This window comes from Nonomuraea sediminis, from assembly GCF_018531495.1.
GTDB lineage: Bacteria > Actinomycetota > Actinomycetes > Streptosporangiales > Streptosporangiaceae > Nonomuraea > Nonomuraea sediminis.
Map to the genome: position 1 here is coordinate 175,129 of NZ_JAHDTI010000007.1, position 19,019 is coordinate 194,147.

Annotated in this window: 13 protein-coding genes; 7 read left to right on the top strand and 6 right to left on the bottom strand. The window is 71.7% G+C overall.

Translation table 11 applies throughout. The features are described from left to right. Positions 1-33: 33 nt before the first annotated feature. A complete protein-coding gene (locus KIK09_RS29295; protein ID WP_214322617.1) occupies positions 34-1,248 on the bottom strand; it encodes an ROK family transcriptional regulator in 1,215 nt (404 codons plus the stop codon). A 107-nt stretch (positions 1,249-1,355) separates the two neighbouring features. Between KIK09_RS29295 and KIK09_RS29300 the strand changes: the two genes are divergently transcribed. Genes KIK09_RS29300 through KIK09_RS29310 form a run of 3 tightly spaced genes read left to right on the top strand, consistent with a single transcriptional unit; the run spans position 1,356 to position 6,007 of the window. Then, positions 1,356-2,075: a glycoside hydrolase family 38 N-terminal domain-containing protein gene (locus KIK09_RS29300; protein WP_250573958.1), complete on the top strand. Its 720-nt coding sequence runs from the start codon at positions 1,356-1,358 to the stop codon at positions 2,073-2,075. A 21-nt stretch (positions 2,076-2,096) separates the two neighbouring features. Next, positions 2,097-3,968: a glycoside hydrolase family 5 protein gene (locus tag KIK09_RS29305; RefSeq protein WP_214322618.1), complete on the top strand. Its 1,872-nt coding sequence runs from the start codon at positions 2,097-2,099 to the stop codon at positions 3,966-3,968. A gap of 14 nt (positions 3,969-3,982) precedes the next feature. Then, the gene (locus KIK09_RS29310; protein WP_250573959.1) at positions 3,983-6,007 is read left to right on the top strand and encodes a phosphocholine-specific phospholipase C; all 2,025 of its coding nucleotides are present in this window, start codon (positions 3,983-3,985) and stop codon (positions 6,005-6,007) included. 61 nt (positions 6,008-6,068) lie between these two features. Here KIK09_RS29310 and KIK09_RS29315 read toward each other — a convergent pair whose 3' ends face one another. Beyond that, positions 6,069-7,661 (bottom strand): MFS transporter, encoded by a 1,593-nt coding sequence (locus tag KIK09_RS29315; RefSeq protein ID WP_214322619.1) that lies wholly within the window; start codon positions 7,659-7,661, stop codon positions 6,069-6,071. Further along, positions 7,658-8,911: an FAD-dependent oxidoreductase gene (locus KIK09_RS29320; RefSeq protein ID WP_214322620.1), complete on the bottom strand. Its 1,254-nt coding sequence runs from the start codon at positions 8,909-8,911 to the stop codon at positions 7,658-7,660. Before KIK09_RS29320 ends, KIK09_RS29315 begins: the two co-directional genes overlap by 4 nt. Before the next feature lie 332 nt (positions 8,912-9,243). Here KIK09_RS29320 and KIK09_RS29325 point away from each other — a divergent pair, with 332 nt between their 5' ends. The 4 genes from KIK09_RS29325 (at position 9,244) to lanKC (ending at position 15,553) form a co-directional block, all read left to right on the top strand. After that, a complete protein-coding gene (locus KIK09_RS29325; RefSeq protein ID WP_214322621.1) occupies positions 9,244-10,482 on the top strand; it encodes an MFS transporter in 1,239 nt (412 codons plus the stop codon). After that, on the top strand, positions 10,479-12,368 hold the full coding sequence (locus tag KIK09_RS29330) for a prolyl oligopeptidase family serine peptidase (protein WP_214322622.1): 1,890 nt from the start codon (positions 10,479-10,481) through the stop codon (positions 12,366-12,368). Before KIK09_RS29325 ends, KIK09_RS29330 begins: the two co-directional genes overlap by 4 nt. Before the next feature lie 70 nt (positions 12,369-12,438). Further along, entirely contained in the window at positions 12,439-13,020 is a 582-nt protein-coding gene (locus KIK09_RS29335) for a hypothetical protein (RefSeq protein WP_214322623.1), read from the top strand. A 22-nt stretch (positions 13,021-13,042) separates the two neighbouring features. Further along, positions 13,043-15,553 (top strand): class III lanthionine synthetase LanKC, encoded by a 2,511-nt coding sequence (lanKC, locus tag KIK09_RS29340; protein ID WP_214322624.1) that lies wholly within the window; start codon positions 13,043-13,045, stop codon positions 15,551-15,553. Here the strand turns inward: lanKC and KIK09_RS29345 are convergent. The 3 genes from KIK09_RS29345 to KIK09_RS29355 form a co-directional block, all read right to left on the bottom strand. Beyond that, positions 15,534-16,670, bottom strand: a complete 1,137-nt coding sequence (locus KIK09_RS29345) for an alpha/beta hydrolase (RefSeq protein WP_214322625.1) — start codon at positions 16,668-16,670, stop codon at positions 15,534-15,536. The genes lanKC and KIK09_RS29345 overlap by 20 nt on opposite strands. After that, entirely contained in the window at positions 16,663-17,886 is a 1,224-nt protein-coding gene (locus tag KIK09_RS29350; RefSeq protein WP_214322626.1) for an alpha/beta hydrolase-fold protein, read from the bottom strand. Before KIK09_RS29350 ends, KIK09_RS29345 begins: the two co-directional genes overlap by 8 nt. Positions 17,887-17,958: 72 nt before the next feature. Continuing rightward, a complete protein-coding gene (locus KIK09_RS29355; RefSeq protein WP_214322627.1) occupies positions 17,959-19,002 on the bottom strand; it encodes an Lrp/AsnC family transcriptional regulator in 1,044 nt (347 codons plus the stop codon). Positions 19,003-19,019 lie beyond the last annotated feature (17 nt).

Genomic DNA, 19,019 nt, shown 5'->3' on the forward strand with positions numbered 1-19,019 from the left:
AGGCATTGGAGGACGCCGGTCAGGGGCGTGGGCTTACGCGCGGTGGGTCAGCGCGCGCGCGTGGTGGGTGCGGACCTGTGGGAACAGGGCCCTGAGACTGACCGCGGCGGCGCCGCGGGCCCACTCCTCGAACGGGAGCGGACGGATGAAGACCGGAGCCTGAGCGGCGGCTCCGAAAGCGTGTGCCGCGAACGACGCCCAGATGCGCTCCTCGAACAGGTCGTAGGTGTCGAGCCCTTCGCCGGAGACCACGATCCGCTCGGGGCCGGCGATGTTGACCATCGCCGCCACCGCGAGCCCGATGGCGGTGCCCGCCTTGGCGAAGACCTCCTTCACCGCCTCGTCGCCCGCTCGCGCTCGCTCCACGGCGCGTCCGAAGGTCATGTCGGCCTCACCGGACGCGGTCCGCGCCGCCGCCAGTATCGCTCCGGTCGTGGCGACGGTCTCGACGCAGCCCTGATTGCCGCAGCGGCAAAGGGCGCCGTCCGGATCGACGCAGATGTGCCCGATCTCCCCGGCCACGCCGAAGCCCCCGGTGAGGAGACGGCCGTCGACGACGATGCCGCAGCCGATGCCGGCCCCGACGGTGACGAGGGCGAACGAGTCGGTCCCCACCCCTTCGCCGAACCAGTGCTCGGCGACGGTGAGCGCCTTGACGTCGTTCTCGACGGCGACGCTGAGCCCGGTCGCCTCGGCGGCGAGTTGTCCGATCGGGACGTCGCGCCAGCCGAACCTGGCCGACAACCGGACCAGCCCCCGGGCCCTGTCCACGTCCCCCGAGATGGCGATGCCGAGATTCCTGGTCCGCGCGCGGTAGTCAGGCCCGGCGTCCAGCAGCTCGTCAACCAGGGCCGCCAGCTCGACGACCACCGCCTCGGGGCTGCGGTCAGGCAGCGGACGCCGTACAGACACCCGAACCTGAGCCTGAAGGTCGCAGAGGACTCCGACGATCTCGTCGACGAGGTCATCGGTGGTGACCTTCACGCCGACGAAATACTCACGCTCAGCGGTGACGGCCAGGGGACTGACCGGACGGCCTGACCCTGGAGCAGTGCGCTCGGAGGCGAGCTCGTGCAGGTACCCGGCGTCGAGGAGCGGCCGCGCAGCCTTGGTGACGGCGGTCGACGACAGGTCGAGACGGCGCGCCATCTCCACCCGGCTGAGCGGGCCTTCTGTGAGTAAGAGGGCCAGGACGGCGGACGCGGCTGGGGTCGCCGCCAGCGTCTTGGCTGTCGGTTCTTGTAACACGGGTGAAACCTAGGAGGGAATCAATAACTTAGTCAAGTATTGAATCGCGATGCCACGCGAACCTACACTCCGGTAACCGCCGCCACCCCCGGAAAAGAGCCACCGCGTTGACACTTCGCATCGACTCGATCCAGAGCACCGACCTGTTCGTCGGATCGCGGGACCATCCGCTCCAGGTTCTGCGGGTCTCGGTTTCCGGCGTCCGGCATGGAGTATCGGTCGAGATCTCGGTACGGGGCGCGGCCACCGGCACGTTGACCGCCCTGGGCGACTCGGGTCCGTTCGAGGTTCCTGTCGAGTGTCACGAGCCCGAGGGGGCCGAGGTCGCCGTCTCGGTGGAGGTCGTGGCCGGCGACGAGCGCGTGAGCCGCGACGCCGACTACTGCTTCGTCCTGGCCGAGGTCGACTACCTCAAGCCCTATTGGGACGCCTATCCCGAGGACCGCGCCACGATCCGCGCCCTGCTCGCCGAGGGCCGGCTGGAGCTGATGGGCGGGATGTACAACGAGCCGTCCACCAACCTGACCGGGGCCGAGAGCACCATTCGCAATGCCGTGTACGGGATCGGGTTCCAGAACGACGTCGTCGGCGGCGATCCGGCCACGGCTATCAGCCCATCTCCCGACCACTGGTTCGAACTCGGTGAAATCCAGGCCGACGACGACGCCTCAGCCTTGTGGGCGATCCGAGGCGCGCTCGTCCACGCCGAGCAACGCAGGGTCTTCGCACTGTGGACGAGCGCGCAGATTGCGGACCATGTCCGCCTGATGCCTGGCTTCGAACACCCTGCGGACATCCATCAGCCCGACAGCACCCACCACCACTGACCCCCCACCCGAGGTGTTCCTGTGAGAATCAGAGCACTGTTAGCCGTACTCGCCACCGCTCTCAGCGGCCTGGCCGCGGTCCCCGCGCCTGCGTCCGCCGCCGAGCCGACCCCCCTCGCCGCGTCCTGGGAAGGACCGCTCAGCACCCGGGGCCGCTACATCGTGGACGCCACCGGAAAGCGGTTCAAGCTGCAGTCCGGCAACTGGCACGGCGCCAGCGGCACCTGGACCGGCAGCGGCGACGACGAGGACCCCGCCAACAACTTCGCCTCGGAGACCTCCCACCGGGTTCCGCTCGGCCTGGACCGGGTCCCGATGAGCAAGCTGATGGCGGACTTCCACGCGCTGGGCATCAACAGCATCCGGCTGCCGTTCTCCAACGCGATGATCACCGACGCGCGGCCCGTCACCGACGCGGGCGTCGCGGCCAACCCGCAACTGCGCGGTCTCACCCCGCTGCAGGTGTACGACAAGGTCGTCGAGGCGCTCACGGCCGACGGGTTCGCCGTCATCCTCAACAACCACACGACCACCACCCGCTGGTGCTGCGGCGTCGACGGCAACGAACGGTGGAACAGCAGCCAGTCCACGCAGAAGTGGCTGGACGACTGGGTGTTCATGGCCAGGCGATACCGGGCCAACCACCGGGTCGTCGGCGCCGACCTGCGCAACGAGGTACGCAGGGACACCTGGGACAACCCCAACTGGGGCATGGGAGACAGCCATGACTGGGCCGCCGCCGCCCAGCAGGCGGGCGACCGCATCCTCACCGAGGCCAACCCGGACCTGCTCATCATGATCGAGGGCATCAACTGGTCGGGCATCCCGGTCGACGGGCTCTGGCACGACAGGCCGCTGCTCAAGCCGGTCAGGACGCTGTCGCAGACCCTCGTCCGCTCGCACAAACTGGTCTACGCCTCCCACTTCTACGGCTACACCGGCCCCCAGCACACCGGCGCCGACGGCCTGGGCGAGACGCACGACTACCGCTACCGCGAGCTGAGCCGTTCCGACCTGTTCGCGGTCATGCGGGACACCGCCACCTACGTGGCTAACACCCCTGACCAGCACTTCACCGCCCCGGTGTGGATCAGCGAGTTCGGCGTCGGCAAGTCGGCCACCGACCAGGACAAGGCCTGGTTCGCCAACATGGTCGACTTCCTCATCGAGGGCGACGTGGACTTCGCGTACTGGCCGATGGTCGGGTTCCAGGACAACGACCAGGGCAACACCTGGGGCCTGGTCCGCTACGACACCCGCGGCGGGCTGCGCAGCGTGCTCGACACCGACGACTGGCGCGGCCCGCACTGGCGCCGCCTGATCGCCGCCACCGGCTACACCGGCCAGGTCACGCCGGTCCGCGCCTGGTCCATGCTGCAGGGCATCCACGGCGACGCGAACGAGTCCGCGCGGATGCGGGCCCAGGGCGACTGGGACTCGGGCGCGCACAAACTGTCCTGCCCCGACGACCAGCGCCTGGTCGGCATCAGCCAGAAGGGGCAGGGTGGCCTGTGCACCGACGCCACGGTGGCGAACCTGTGGGCCTCCGGCCCGGCCACGGTGGTGACCAGCGAGAACGTCACCACCGACTGGGCGATAGGGTTCACGAAGTACCAGTGCCCCACCGGCCAGTTCATGGCCGGCTACAGCCTGCGCGGCGACAAGGTGTCGGCGGTCCTGTGCGCCCCCGGGCGCATCGCGCTGGCCGGGGCCGGACGGACCCTCTGGGACGACCGAGGGGACACCCGTCCCGCTTCCGGTGAGGGCGGCGACTACGCTTCCGGCTACTACAAGGCGCAGTGCGCGTCCGACGAGTACGCCGCCGGGATCGCGTTCTCCTACAGTGTCGGACGCTACGGCACGCCCGACGCCCTGTACTGCCGGAAACTCTGAAAGGCCGTTCTCTCTTGTCCGCTCTTCCCCCCTCCCTGCGGGCGGCACTGGCTCGGCCGGTGCCGCCCGGCGGGCTCGGTTCGCTCGAGCACGTCGTGTTCTTCATGCAGGAGAACCGCTCCTTCGACCACTATTTCGGGACGCTGCGGGGGGTGCGCGGTTTCGACGACCGCAACGCCATCACCCGGCAGGACGGCAGGCCGGTGTTCGACCAGTCAGGCGTGCTCCCCTACCCGGTACGCGCGGGCGCCGGCACCCGTGACCTGACCGACGGCGACCTGCAGTACGTGGAGGGCGTCGACCACGAGTGGGACACCGGGCAGGCGACGAGGGGCGGCGGCTGGCACGACGGCTGGATCGCGGCCAAAGGTGCCGGATCGATGGTCCACTTCGACCGGCGCGACCTGCCGTTCCAGTTCGAGCTGGCCGACGCCTTCACGCTGTGCGACGCCTATCACTGCTCGATGTTCGGGCCCACCAACCCCAACCGGTTCTACCACTGGTCGGGGATGACGGGGATCGAGCCGTCGGGGCGGCGCGCGACCGGCAACGAGGCGTGCGAGGAGGACACCCACCCCGGCTACACCCACACCTCCTACCCGGAGCGGCTGACGGCGGCCGGCCGAAGCTGGCGGGTCTACCAGGAGTGGGACAACTACCAGTGCAACTCGCTCGACTACTTCTCCTCCTTCAAGGAGATCGCCCGTAAGGCGCTGGCGTACACGCCCTACCAGAGCCTGCACGCCTTCTACGTCTCGCTCTACCTGCTCCCCGACGAGCGGGACGATTTGCTCGCGGCGTTGCGCAAGGGGATCGCCGAGCTCTCTCCCGCCGAGCGCGACTTCTACGAGCGCGGGCTGCACAGGGTCGAACCAGGCCAACTCGCCGCGTCCTTCCGTGCGGACGTGGCCGAGGGGCGGCTGCCGCAGGTCTCCTACATCGTCGCGCCGGAGGCCTACTCCGAGCACCCCGACCCGTCCAGCCCCGCGCACAGCGCGAACCTCGTCTACGACATCGTGGACGCGCTCGCATCGAACCCGTCGGTGTGGGAGAAGACCGCGCTCTTCCTCACCTTCGACGAGAACGACGGGTTCTTCGACCACATACCGCCGCCGCTGCCGCCGGAGGGCACCGAGGGCGAGTTCATCGACGGGCTGCCGATCGGGCTCGGCTACCGGGTGCCGATGACGATCGTGTCGCCGTGGACGGCCGGCGGGTACGTCTGCTCGGAGGTGTTCGACCACACGTCCACGATCCGTTTCGTGGAACGCTGGCTCGGTGTCGCGGAGCCCAACATCACCCCGTGGCGCCGCCGTGTCGCCGGCGACCTCACCTCGGCCTTCGACTTCAACCCGCCCGCGCCCACCACGGGGGCGAATGCCGGGGCGGTCGGGGAAGTGCCGCAGGCCGGTGCAGGGGTGGTCGTGCCACCGTTCCGGGTGCGCTGGCCTGCCACACCGCCCGCAGTGGGGCGGCTCGCCACACAGGAGCCCGGCACCCGGCCGGCCCGGCCGCTGCCGTACCGGCCGGAGGCGTCCGCCGTCCTGGCAGGAGACGGGCTGATCGTCACCATGACCGACGTCGGGGAGCGGGGCAGCCATTTCGCCCTCTACCCATACGCCGGGGAGTTCGAATTCCCGCGCCACCACGACGTGCTCGGCACGCAGACCCTCACCGTCCCCGTCAAGAGCGGCGCCTACCGGCTGGTTCTCACCGGCCCGAACGGGTTCCGGCGCGAGTTCGCCGGGTCAGGCGCGGGCGCGGCCGCCGCGGTGGCGGTGTCCTCCCGCGGTGACGGACACCTGCTCACGGTGACGATCGCCAACCCGGGCCCTGCCCGGTTGTCGTTCACGCTGGAAGCGCTCGAGTACGGCGCCGGCCGGCAGAACGCGGCGGTCGCGCCCGGAGGACGGACGGTCCTCTGCTGGGACACCACGTCAGGTTGGTACGACCTGCGGCTGACCGTGGCCGAGGACCCGTCCTTTCACCGCCGGATCATGGGGCACCTCGAGGATGGCCGGACCAGCGTTTCCGGCTAGGCACCACGCTGCCGATCCTGGGCGCCGAACAGGATCGGCAATGGCCGTGCCTTCCTCAGGGTCACGCCGCCAGTTCTTCGGCGGTGATGCGTTCGAGTTGTTTGTGGCGGGTTTCCGGGCCGAAGACGATGAGGGCGACGGCGGCAAGGGCCATGGGGACGACGCCGATGGCGGCGGTGACGCGGACCGAGGGGACGGCGACCGCGGTGACCACGAGCGCGAGGATGAGCACGCCGCCCGCCTTGGTGGCCCCGGCAGACAGGCCGCTGGTGCGGGCGCGGATCACCGTGGGGTAGATCTCGGCGGTGTAGGCGGCGAGCACGGCGTTGAGGATGCTGATCCCCCACACGGGCACGACCAGCAGGACGTAGAGCAGCGCGCGGTTGTCGGCGACGCGGTCGCCGAGCAGCGCGAAGGCGGCCAGCGACCCGCCCATCAGCGCGATCACCAGGATGACCGTCTTCTTGCTGCTCCAGAACCCGTACAGCAGCGCGACGGGCAGGCTGAACGGGAACCCGGCGATCGCGGCGTTGCGCAGGATCTCGCTGGCGTCGACCTGGGAGAAGCCGAGCCGTTGCAGGTTGGAGGGCATCCACTGCTGGAAGCCGTACTGCGTGGTCCCGATGCTGAGGGCCAGCAGCACCACGACGGCGGTCAGCCCGAGGAAGGGCTTGCTGAAGACCAGCCGGGAGCCCCGATGGAGCGACTGCTCGACGGTGAGTTCGGAGGCGGGCGTCTCGACGACGGCGGCGCCGTACTTGCGCATGACGGCCCGGGCCTCCGCGGAGCGGCCCTGCATGATCAGGAAGCGCGGCGACTCGGGGATCCAGTGGTTCAGCACGATCAGGATGAGCCCGGTGGGCAGGCCGATCAGCCACAGCAGCCGCCAGCCGAACTGTCCTGGCGAGGCCCAGGTGGAGGCCAGCCAGCTCACGATGATGTAGGCGCCGGCGATGTCGCTGCCGATGAGGACGATCATCCAGCCCCGGTGCCTGCGCGGCACGGTCTCCGACAGCAGCACGAACGTGAGCGGCAGCATGCCGCCGACGCCGAGCCCCATGACCAGGCACGTGACCAGGTTCATCCAGAACTCGGGCATCGTCCCGCAGGTGGAGGTCGCGATGAAGATGATGGCCGCCAGCAGGATCGACGCGCGCCGCCCGACGCGGTCGCCCAGCCACCCCCAGATGAACGAGCCGATCATGGTGCCGGTGATGCCGGCCAGCGGGTAGAGGGCGACGGGCAGCGCGTGGGCGGTCGGGTTCAGCGGCCCGCGCAGCCCGTACTCGGCGGCGGCGCCCGGGACGATGAAGGCGAACGCGGTCGGCTTCATCACGTCGATCGTGATCGCCGCGGCCATGACCAGGAGCAGCCCGACGTGGGCCGGCTTGATCCTGGCGTCGTCGAGCGGCGCGATGCTCACGTTGCTCAGCTCGGGCCGCCGGCTCCGCGCGGGCGGGAAGAGGCCGTAGGCGGTGATGCCGACGCCGGCGAACATCAGCGCCATGCCGATGCCCATCCCGGTCGAGACCGGCATCCCGGCCACGTGGTAGTGCATGTCGCCCGCCATGACGTAGTCCGGCAGTTGCAGCAGCACCCCGATCACGGTGATCGTCGCGCCGGCCCAGAACGCCAGCGGGTGTCCAAATTTCATGACAAACCATCCAGTACGGCCGGTGGCGCCTGGAGCGCCAGAACTTCGAGCACGGTCTTCCTGTGGTCCTTCAGCAGCGCCCCCTGGTCCCCGTGCCAGGCCTGGCGGAGCTCGCGGATCCGGCGCCACCTGCGTCTGGCGGTGGCCACGAGGTCGGCGGCCTCGGCGGGCGGCTCCGCGCCCGGCCGCAGGAACGCCTGGACCACGCCCATCGCCCAGTGCGGCGCGACCCACTCGTGGTAGGCGCGCGTCATGACCTCCTGCTGGGCCGCGAAGTCGTCCGCGTCGCGGGCGACGGCCTCGGCCAGCAGCTCCGCCTGGACGAGCCCGAGCCCGGCGCCGCGCGAGGTGAGCGGATTGAGCGCGGCCACCGCGTCCCCGACCTGGTGCAGCCCGTGCACCTGCGAGGTGGGGGACAGCCGGATCCGGCTGCGCAGATAGCCGAAGTCCTGGATCGGCGCGAGCGGCCGCGCGCCGAGCAGCGGCTTCCCCAGCCGCCGCGACGACAGCACCGCCCGGTACGTCTCCCGCACCACCCGCTGCTCCGGCGGCTGCCCGGCGCCGCGCAGCGCGACCAGGATCGAGGCGAACGGCGGATCGTGCAGGAACAGCCGCACGTGTCCGCCCTCCTCCAGCTCCGGCTCGGCCCGCAGCGACACGGCGCCCCGCGTGGCGGCGAACCCCTCCTCGGTCAGCCGCACCGGCCGCGAGGTGTAGTAGAGGTACGACCTCATCCCCAGGTACGGCGTGCCGAGCCGCGTGTGGATCCCGGTCGCGTCGACGACCAGCCGGGCGGGCAGGACGCCGCCGGCCGTACGGACTCCCTGGACGGCTCCGTCCGCGCATGACAGCCCGAGCACGCGCTCCCCGAACCGCAGGGTCAGCGTGGGCAGGTGGTCAGCGCACTCGAGCAGGGCGCGTTCGAGCAGCGCCCTGCGCAGGCTGATGAAGGCGGCCTGTGACGCGCCGGGATACTCGATCACATCCCGGGCGCCGAGCTCGTAGACCCGTTCGGCCACGTCGGGCAGCGACCGCCGCAGCACGTCGCGCGCGCCCGCCATGAGCTGGTGGGGACGTCGTGCGTGCGCCGCCCCGGCCCGCAGGGCGGGATATCCCTCGCGCCGGCCGAACGCCTCGCGCAGGTCGCGTTCGACGACCAGCACGGGCAGGCCGCGCCGGGCGAGCATCATCGCGACCGACATTCCGGTGAGCCCGGCGCCGACGACGATTATTCCATTTCTCTCGACCACGAATTTCACCTTAGCCGTGCGTTTTCCGGGCCGAATGTCAGCTAAATGACGTCGTATGTGTCCGGTTGCTGACCATGATGCGGGCGCCGCCGTCGGTAAGGATGTCGATCAGGCGCCGTGAATCAATTCACGGCACATCCCGAAAGGAACTCAGGATGCGTGACGTTCTGAAGCTGCAGTCCCAGACCACCGTCGACGCCGCCGAAGGCGTCGAGGAGGACGCGGCCCTCAGCACGCTGAGCTGGTCGCACTGCGGCAACGCGGAGAACTAGGAATCATCCGGGGCGCGGGAGCCGCGGCTCCCGCGCCCGTTTCCCGATTTCGGAGTAACCATGTTTTCCGACCTACGGCTTTATCTGGCGGGGCAGAGCGCATCGGTTTTCGGTAGTTCACTCACGGCCACCGCCACGTCCGTGGTCGCCGTGACGAACCTGCACGCAACCCCGCGGGAAATCTCTTTCATCGTGGTCAGCGCGACCATTCCCGCGCTGCTTTTCGGGCCGATCTGCGGGGTGCTGGCGGATCGGATTCTCCGGCCGCGGCGCGTGCTCGTGCTGATCGACCTGATCTGCGGCGCGGTGGTGCTCGCCTGCGCGGCGGCGGCGTTCACCGGGCTGCTGTCGGTGGCGGTGCTGTGCGGGGTGGGCTTCCTGATCGGGCTGTCGCAGATCTTCGTGTTCGCGCTGTACTTCACCCACCTGCGCAGCCTGGACAACGTCGAGGACCTGGGCGCGGCTCGGGGACGGCTGCAGTCGTCGGAGATGGTCTCGCGCGCGATCGCCGGGACCATCGCGGGCCCCCTGCTGGTGGCCGTGGGCGCTCCGCTGCTGTTCCTCGTGGACGCGCTGTCCTACGCCTTCAGCGCCTCCTGCCTGCGAGCGCTCCGTTCGCCGGACCGGCGCACGACCGAACCCAAGCCCAGGACCGGGATCCTGCGCGAGATGCGCGCCGGTGTCTCGGTGGTCCTCGGGAACCCGCTGCTCACCGCCTTCGCGGTCTACGCGGTCGTGCTGAACGTGGCCACCAACGGCACGCTCGCCCAGCGCGCGCTCTACCTGCTGGACACGCTGCACCTGCCTGTCGCCCTCTACAGCGCCCCCATGGTGGTGGCCACGCTGCTCGGCGCCCTGGGCTCGCTGCTGGCTCCCAAGGTGCTCAAGCGCGGCATCCCGCCGCGCCGCCTCATGCTGGCGTGCTCGCTGTCCTCGGTCGTGGCCACCACCGCGCTGCCGCTGGCCGGCGGGCCCCTCTGGTCGGTCCTCACCCTGGTCACGATCGGCATCGCGCTGCCCGGGCTCTTCGGCGCGGCGAGCAACCTCGCGCTCATCACGATCCTGTCCGACGACATCGGCGATGAGTACTTCGGCCGGATGACCACGCTGATGTCCTCGCTCGTCACGCTCGCCAGCGCCGTCGGCGCCCTGCTCGGCGGGGTCCTGGCGGAGCGCCTCGGCATCCGCGAGGGCATCTGGGTGTGCCAGGGCATCGCCTTCGTCGCGGTGACGATCCTGCTGATAGCCGTACGGCGGGGCCGTACGCGTGCCGAACCGCCGGCAGAGGTGCTCTCGTGAGCTACCCGAAAGCGCGGCGCGACGCGGTGAGCGAGACCTTCCACGGCCACCGCGTCACCGACCCGTACCGGTGGCTGGAGGACCCCGGCTCCGAGGACACCCGCCGCTGGCTGCGCGACCAGCAGTCCCTCAGCGTCGCCTACCTGGAAGGCCTGCCCGGCAGGCAGCGCTTCGACCGGATGCTGCGCGACCTGGCGCCCCCCGGAGCGCGAGCCTCGGTCAAGTACGCGGGAGCCCGCAGGTTCCGGGTCGCCGAGGGCGAACTGCAGGTGTGGGAGGCGGGCTGGCGGACGGTCGTGGCCGCGTCCGGCCTGCACCCCGACGCGGTCATCGCCCGCTGGCACCCCTCACCCGCGGGCAGCCTCGTGGCCGTCCAGGTCCGCGTGGCGGGCGCCGAGGACACGACCCCGCTGTCGCTGGTGGACGTGGCCACCGGCCAGGTCGTCGAGTCGATCCCCGACACCCGCTACTCGCCGGTCGAGTGGCGCGCCGACGAGAAGTCGTTCTTCTACACCCGCGGCGCGGGCGTCCACCACCACACCGCAGGAGGGGACGAACCGGTCACGGGCGAGGGATCGGCGACCACCCGCTACCACGTGGCGCTCTGGCACGACAGATGGCTGGTCGTCACCGCCCGGGACGGTACCGCTCGCGCCAGACGCACGGGGGTCGCGGACGTGCACACCGGCGGCCGCGTAAGACCGCTGTCCATCGACGCCGACGTCGCGGTGGACGCCGACGGCCGGTTGCTGGCCGTCCGCGGCGACCTCGGGCAGGTGCTCGCGGGTGACGGGCGAGGGCCCTGGCGGGTGCTCGTGCCCGAGGACACCTCGGTCCTGCTCGGCGTGACCCTCACCTCGACCCGCCTGGTCGCGCGGCGCCACCGGGACGGCGTGAGCCGGATGACCGTGCACGACCCCGCGACGGGCGCGCTGCTGGCCGAGGCCGGGCTGCCGGGGGAGGGGACGGTGAGCTGGGTCAGGCCGACCGGCGACCCGGAGGTCCTGGCGTTCGGCTACGCGAGCTGGGACACCCCGCCGTCGGTGTGGCACCTGGACGCGCTGTCAGGCCGCGTGACCCCGTACGGCCAGGCCCCCGCGTGCGTGGACGTCGAGGTCAGCCGGCACACCTACCGTTCCGCCGACGGCACCGAGGTCCCGCTGACGATCCTGTCCGGCGGCGAGCGCGGTCCCCGGCCGACGATCCTGGCCGTCTACGGCGGGTTCGGTGTCCCCGCCCGCCCCGCCTACCAGCCGGACCTGCTGGCATGGGTGCTCAGCGGTGGGCGCGTCGCCGTCGCGGGGGTCAGGGGCGGCGGCGAGCGGGGACGCCGCTGGCACGAGGAGGGCCGCGGCGCCAACAAGCCCGCCGCGCTCGCGGACCTGCACGCGGCCGGCGACTGGCTCGTCAGGCACGGCTGGACCTCGCGTGACGGGCTCGCCCTGCTGGGCGGCAGCAACGGCGGCCTGCTGGCCATGGCGGCCGCGGTCCAGCGGCCCGAGGCGTACGCGGTCGTGGGGAGCGCGGGCGCGCCGTTCGACATGATCCGCTACCCGCGGTGGGGACTCGGGGAGGCCTGGCGGGAGGAGTACGGCTCGCCCGAGGACCCGGCGGAGTTCGCGGCGCTGCTGGGTTACTCGCCCTACCACAACGTGTCCGGCGGCCACCCCGCCGCGATCCTGATCACGGGCAGCAACGACACGCGCGTGGACCCGCTGCACTCCCGCAAGATGGCCGCCCGCCTGCAGCACGCCCCGGGGAGAGGGCCGGTCCTGCACTACTCGATCGAGGGAGCCGGCCACACCGGGGCCGGGGGCGAGCGGGGGATCTGGCGGTCGTCCGCCGCGCTCGCCTTCGTCGCCCGGCACACCGGGCTCGCCGTGTAACGGCGACGGAACGGATGTGTCACGCCATCTCCAGTGACGGGGGCCATGACGCCACAAGGGGGATGTGAACATGACGTTCGAGCTCGGTGTGGAGTGGATCGAGGGCGAGCACGAGGTGCGCGAACGGCTGGAAGAGCTGTCGTTCTTCACCCGGACGAGCCTGTACTGCGTCCACCCCTCGCCGACGGCACTCTACCTGCGCAGGGGCATCGACCTGCGGTTCGTCCACGAACGATCCACGCTGGAGGACCTGGACAGGCTCCTGGCCGCCGGGGCCCGCGTCCGCACGCTCGACCGGCGGCTCGACCCGCTGGTCGTCATGGACGAGCGGGTGGCCGTCGTGCCGATCGACCCGGAGGACCACGCCAGGGGCGCGCTCGTCGTGCGCCAGCCGGGTCTGCTGACCGGGTTCCTGAGCCTGTTCGACCGGCTCTGGAACGAGGCCCGCGAGCTGACGGAACCGGGCCTGACCGACGACGACCGCCGGTTGCTGGCTCTCATGGCCTCCGGCAGCACCGACGAGGCCACCGCGCGCCACTTCGAGGTGTCGGTACGGCACCTGCGGCGGCGCATCGCCCGCCTGACCGCCCTGCTGCAGGCCTCGAGCAGGTTCGAGGCGGGCGTCCAAGCCGTTCGACGCGGCTGGCTCTGACACTTCGACGAAAGGAAGCCCGATGCAGGAGCAGCTCGCGTTCACGCTGGCGCACGCCGACTACTACGAACCGCTCGAGCTCATCCACCCTGGCCTGCCGTACCGGCCCTCTGGCATGCCGGAGGACTGGAGCAGGAGCAGCAGGGAGATCTGGACCGAATGGGCGCCGCCCGGCGCGCAGGTGCCCGAGCAGGGGTGGAAGATCCACGTCTCCAGTGCGGTCGAGGACGCCCCGCAGGTCCTCGACCTGGTCGCCGCGGCCTGCGTGGAGTTCTCGGTGTCGTTCAAGCACCTGAGCGGCAAGTCGTTCTTCCTGTGGATGCACAGCAAGCACGGCAGCCGTGCCCAGGGCGGCAAGTTCTGCGCCCTCTACCCGCCGGACCAGGAGGTCGCCCGCGCGCTGCTGCTCCGCCTGGAGCGCGACCTGGCCGGCTTCGCCGGGCCGTACGTCCGCAGCGACCGGCGCTTCGGCTCCTGCGTCTTCTACCGCTACGGCTCCTTCCGCGAACGGTTCCGGCTGCGGCCCGACGGCACCCGCGAGGCCATGCTGCTCGACCCCGCCGGGCGGGAGATCCCCGACGAGCGGCGGCCCGAGTTCGTGCTCCCGCCCGGCGTGACCGACCCGTTCGCCGCCCCTGAGGACGATGGCGACGAGGGGGTCAGCTTCGGCGGCTACACCTTCGAGGCCGTCCTGCAGCACAGCAACGCGGGCGGCGCCTACCGGGCCCGCGCCGCCGGCGGACGCGAGGTGTTCGTCAAGGAGGCCTGGGCCCACACCGGCTACGACGCCGAGGCCCGCAGCGCCCAGCTCCGGCTGGAGCAGGAGTACGAAACGCTCAAGGCCGTGCACGCCAAGGCTCCCGGGCTGTGCCCCGAGCCGGTCGAGCTGTTCTCCCACTGGGAGAACACCTACCTGGTCACCGAGCTCGTGCCGGGGACGACGCTGAGCAAGTGGGTGGTGGCGAACTCGCCCGTCGTCAAGATCGGGCAGCCGCCCGAGGTGTTCGCGGACTACTACCGGCGGTGCCTGGACATCCTCGGCCAGGCGGAGGCCGCCGTCGCGGCACTGCACGACCTGGGATACGCCTTCGTCGACGTCAACCCCAAGAACCTCCTCGTCGACGACGACCTGCGGGTCCGGCTCGTGGACTTCGAGGCCGCCCACCTGCTCACCGACGGCGCCGCCGTACCGCTGGGGGCGCCCGGCTACATCCCGCGCGAGGCCTTCGAGCCCGGCCGGTCGATGGACGCGCGCGACCTCGACGACTACGCGCTGGCGGCGGTGGCGCAGCTGATGGTCTTCCCGCTGCACGAGGTCGTGATCCGCGCGCCGGAGGTCCTCGACCACGTCCACCACGACCTCACCGCGCTCGCCCCGGTGCCCGGCCGCCTCTGGTCCCGGGTCACCCGCGTCCACCCGCGCCCTCGGCGACGCTCCCTGCCCACGCCCGACGAGGTCGAACGCGACCCGCTGACCTGGCTGAGCCGGCTGCGCAACCGTACGGCCGACGCCATCGAGACCATGGCGCAGCCCGGCAACCCCCGCTGGGTGTACCCGACGACCCCGGCGGGGTTCTCCTCCAACACCCGGTGCGTGGCCCACGGCACGGCGGGCGTGCTCCACGCCCTCCACGTCGCGGGCCGCCCGGTCGACAGGAAGATCGTCGTCCGGCTGCGCGACGAGTCGCTGGCCGAGCGCCACTCGCTGCCGCCCGGCCTGCTGTACGGCAGCGCCGGGATCGCCTGGGTGCTGGCCTCGCTGGGCGAAGCGGAGGCCGCCTCGGAGCTGCTCGCCGCCGCGGACCGGCATCCGCTGAGCCGTACCTGCCCGACCTACGGAGGCGGCGCGGCGGGCGTCGCCATGACGCACCTGTACCTCTACGGCCGCACCCGGGACGAGCGGCACCTCGACACGGCCGGGGAACTGCTCGGCACGCCGGGGCAGCTCGGGCCCGACGACGCCTCCGGCCTGGTGCACGGGTGGCCAGGCGTCGCGCTGGCCCTCTACTACCTGGCCCGCATGACCGGCGACCGGGAGCCGCTGGAGCGCGGGCTCCGGCTGCTGCGCGACGAGCTACGGCACGTGCTCCCCGTGGAGACGGACGCGCTCGGGTTCCGGGTGTCGGCCGTGGACCAGCGCAACATGCCCTACCTGTTCGCCGGAAGCGCGGGCTACGCCTCGGTCCTGTCCCGGTATCTCACCGTCGTCGAGGACGCCGAGCTGGCCGACGTGCTGCGCCGATGCCTGCGCAACTGCACGGTGCGCTTCACCGTCGGCGTGGGCCTCTTCCAGGGGATGGCCGGGCTGGCTCTCACGCTCTCCCAGGCGGGCCTGCGCGCCGAGGCGATCAGGTCGGGCACCGGGCTGTTCAAGTACGCGATCCCCGGCGACGACGGCGGCATCCGCTTCGTCGGCGACAGGTTCCTCCAGCTCAGCGCCGACCTGTGGAGCGGCTCGGCCGGGGTGCTCCTGGCCGCGCACCACCTGGTCACCGGAGCCCCCGATCCGCTGTTCACGCTGGATTCCCCGTGACATTCCAGGTGCGCACGTGGGAGACGTCGACGGGCTCGGCCCCGTCCTCGAGCGGCAGCGCCCCCGGCGTCCTCCCCTCGACGAACCGGTCGAGGAAGGCCCGCGTCAGGTTCGCCACCAGCCGGGTGACCCGCTCGCCGTCGATGGAGCCGAGCCGGTCGAGACGCTGCTTGCCGGGGAGCAGCGCCAGGTCCGTGAAGTCCCGGTGCAGGGCGCCGGCGACCTTGACCCGCACGACGTCCTCCCGCAGCCCCATCCGGTCGAACTCCTCGTAGAACAGGTCGTTGGGGTGGTCACGCCCCTCGAAACCGGCGTACAGGGCGAGGAGCGGCACGCGGATCGGACAGCCGAAGAGATCGGGGGAGAGGTGCAGGCCGTCGAGGTTGACGGCGGCGCGGGCGCGCGGGTCGGCCTGTGCGGCGCCGGCCGCGGCGCATCCGCCGAAGGACATGCCCATGTAGGTGAGCCGGGTCAGGTCGCAGGCGTCCGCGAGCTCGCCGAAGGAGCCGTCGGCGGCGGCCAGCGCGTCGGTGACGGCGATCATGCGGTCGCGCCACTGCCCGACGAGCGCGCTCATCGCGGCGTTCTCCCAGAGGTGGCCGAACCAGTCGCGGCGGGCGCCGAGGTCGTCGCCGAGCCGCAGGTAGTGCTCCAGCCAGGCGAACAGCTCGACGACCGTGGCGAAGAACGACTCGTCGGCTTCGAGCCGCGACCCGTCGGGCCGGGCGGCGAACCCGCCGCCGTGTTGCAGCACGCTGACGGCCACGTAGCCGTGGGAGGCGAGCTCGGTCATCAGGACGGTGTTCTGGGCCGGGTACAGGTCGGCGCCGTGGGAGAACACGATCGTGGGATGGAGCCCTGGCCGGACGGGCGCGTCGCGGTGGTCGTGGGTGAGCGCCGCGGCGAGCAGGCCCGTGGTGGTGGCGGGCGGCCAGGCCGGGTTGCGACGGGCGGTCCAGTCAAGCAGGAGCTCGCGCTCGACGCCCGCCGCGTAGGCGCGGCGCGGGGCCGGAGCCGCCGCCGGGTACCAGGCCCGCATCAGCAGCGGACCGGACTCGACGTCCCTGACCCCGGCGGGATACGGGCCGGTGGGGTGGGGGAGAAGCACCTCAGGCATGCTCGCCCCGCAGCCAGATCAGGCCGTCGCCGAGGTGGCTGCGCCACCAGGTCTCGTCGTGGCCGCCGGCGAACTCGCGGTAGCGGTAGCCGTACCCCTTGAGCGTGAGCACGTCGCGCAGGTGCCTGCTGGCGTGGATCTGCCCGGGGGTGGCGGGTGGCGGTCCCGTCTCGAACGCGCCGACCTCCTGGTAGACGCGGATCGGCACCGGGTCGGCGCGCAGGAACTCCTCGATGAGCGCGGGCGTCCTGGACCTGGCGCCGACCACCGTGGCTGCCGGGGCGGCGGCGGGGTCGGCGTGCATGCGGACGTAGGCGCGCAGCGTGTCCGGGTCCCACCAGGCCGAACCGGACAACATGAGCACGCCGCCGAACGCGTCCGGATGCTTCAGCCCGGTGTAGGCCGCGCACAGGCCGCCCAGGCTGCAGCCGGTGATGAGGGTGGCGGCCGGGTCGTCGGTGATGGGATGGCGCCGCCGCGCCCACGGGAGCAGGTCCTCGGCCAGGAAGCGGGAGAACTCCGGGTCGCAGGACAGCTCCACGTTGCGGTCGAGCTGCTGGACGAGCAGTGCGGCCGTCGGCGGGATCAGGCCCTCGGCGTGCAGGTTGTCCAGGACGGTGGCCGCGCTGTGGCGCGGGTGGCCGTCGAGCACGACCACGACGCCCAGGGGAGTGGTGGCCGGACCGGGCGGGAGGTAGGTCCAGATCCGTCTGCCGCCGTGAAGCTCCTCGGTCACCGTTCCCCGGGGGACGCCGGGGCGAGGGTCGGCCCACGACAGCGGCTCGGCGTCCGGGCACACCAGCACCGATTCCAGCGAGGCGACGCTGCCGAGGGGCAGGGCGGTGAAGTCGTGCTGCTCGCGGACCCTGGCGTGCGGATCGGGGATCCGCTCGCCGCCGATCTCGAGACTGTAGGTGGTCCGCACGTCCGTCGAGACCTTCCAGGTGAGGTACCAGGTGGCGGTGCCCGGTACGAGCGCCATCGAGCGCTGCGCCGGCGCGAGCCCGCTGACCGTCTCGTTGACCCTGACCTGCTCGACCGGCCGGTCGGCCAGCCACAGGAAGGTCACCAAGCATGTCCCCGGCTCGCCGGGGCACGGCTCGATCAGCGGCGTGCCGTCCGTCTTCAGCTGCGCCCACAGTTCCGCCTCGCTCGCCGCCGGATCCTCGGCCGCGAGCAGAGCCCTGATCGTCGGGCTGAGCACCTCGTCACCCATGCCGTCTGCCTCCCCTGTCGCTTCTGTACGGCTGGAGGGAACCCAAGCACGGCAAAGTGACGGGTGGCCGAATCATGAGCGATCGGTCACGGCGGGCGGCGTGACGACGGATTCGTGCCACGGGTCGAGCGGGATCACCCCGATCGAGCGGCCGTCCGCGTCCAGGATCCGGCCCATGCGTTTGACGACCCGCAGGGCCACCATCCGGTCCAGGACCTCCATCGACGGGAGCGCCTCGGTCATGCGCGCCTCGCCGTACGAGATGTCGGACAGGTGGCGCAGCCACTGGCTGACGAAGAGGTTGGGCCGCGCGGCGATGGCGAAGCTGCCCCGGTTCTCCGGCAGGGCGGCCAGCGCCCGCCCGGTGGCGTCCAGGTCGGTGGCGGGCACGCGCATGAGGTAGTTGACGAGGATCGGCCAGCCCGCGGCCTCCTGCGTGACGTCGCACCGCATCGACACCAGCCCGGCGGCGAGCATCGCCGACACCCGCCGGCTGGTCGTCGACGGGCTCTCGCCGACCTGCTCGGCCAGCGCCGCCACCGGGGCGCGGGCGTCCAGGCTGAGCGCGCGGAACAACGCCCGGTGCCGTTCGGAGAGGGCGAGCGGCCGGTGCGCGCGTTCCGGGCGGCGGCCGAGGCTCCTGATCTCGGCGCGTTCCAGCGCGTCCAGCCGCCAGGAGCTGCCCTCGCCGTACACCTGGGTGATCGGGTAGAGCTCGGTGCGCAGCACGCCGGGCAGGGTCTCGATCCCGGTGAGCACCAGGTCGGCCAGCGCGTGCGGCGAGGCGGCCATCAGCGTCAGGAACAGGCTGCGCCCGGACCCGACGATCGTGATCGAGGCCACCCGCGGGTTGCCGAGCAGGGCGGCGATCACCGCCTCGCGGTCGGCGGGCCGGCAGTCGAGGTCGAGGTAGGCGGGCGCGAGCCGGCGCAGCAGCGCGGGACCGGGCGTCACCAGCACCGACACAAGTCCGCGCGCCACCAGCCGCTGCCAGCGGCGGGCGGCGGTGATCGGGTGCAGGGCGCAGGCGGGACCGATCGTCGTCCAAGGGGCTCGCGGCGCGAGCTGGACGGCGTGGATCAACCGGAGATCGTGCTCGCTGAGCTCCTGCCGCACGGATCCGTCGCCTCCGC

Coding starts and splice junctions, on each gene's coding strand:
- KIK09_RS29315 (WP_214322619.1), bottom strand. CDS start 7,661: ATGAAATTTGGACACCCGCTGGCGTTCTGGGCCGGCGCGACGATCACC.
- KIK09_RS29325 (WP_214322621.1), top strand. CDS start 9,244: ATGTTTTCCGACCTACGGCTTTATCTGGCGGGGCAGAGCGCATCGGTT.
- KIK09_RS29335 (WP_214322623.1), top strand. CDS start 12,439: ATGACGTTCGAGCTCGGTGTGGAGTGGATCGAGGGCGAGCACGAGGTG.
- lanKC (WP_214322624.1), top strand. CDS start 13,043: ATGCAGGAGCAGCTCGCGTTCACGCTGGCGCACGCCGACTACTACGAA.
- KIK09_RS29345 (WP_214322625.1), bottom strand. CDS start 16,670: ATGCCTGAGGTGCTTCTCCCCCACCCCACCGGCCCGTATCCCGCCGGG.
- KIK09_RS29350 (WP_214322626.1), bottom strand. CDS start 17,886: ATGGGTGACGAGGTGCTCAGCCCGACGATCAGGGCTCTGCTCGCGGCC.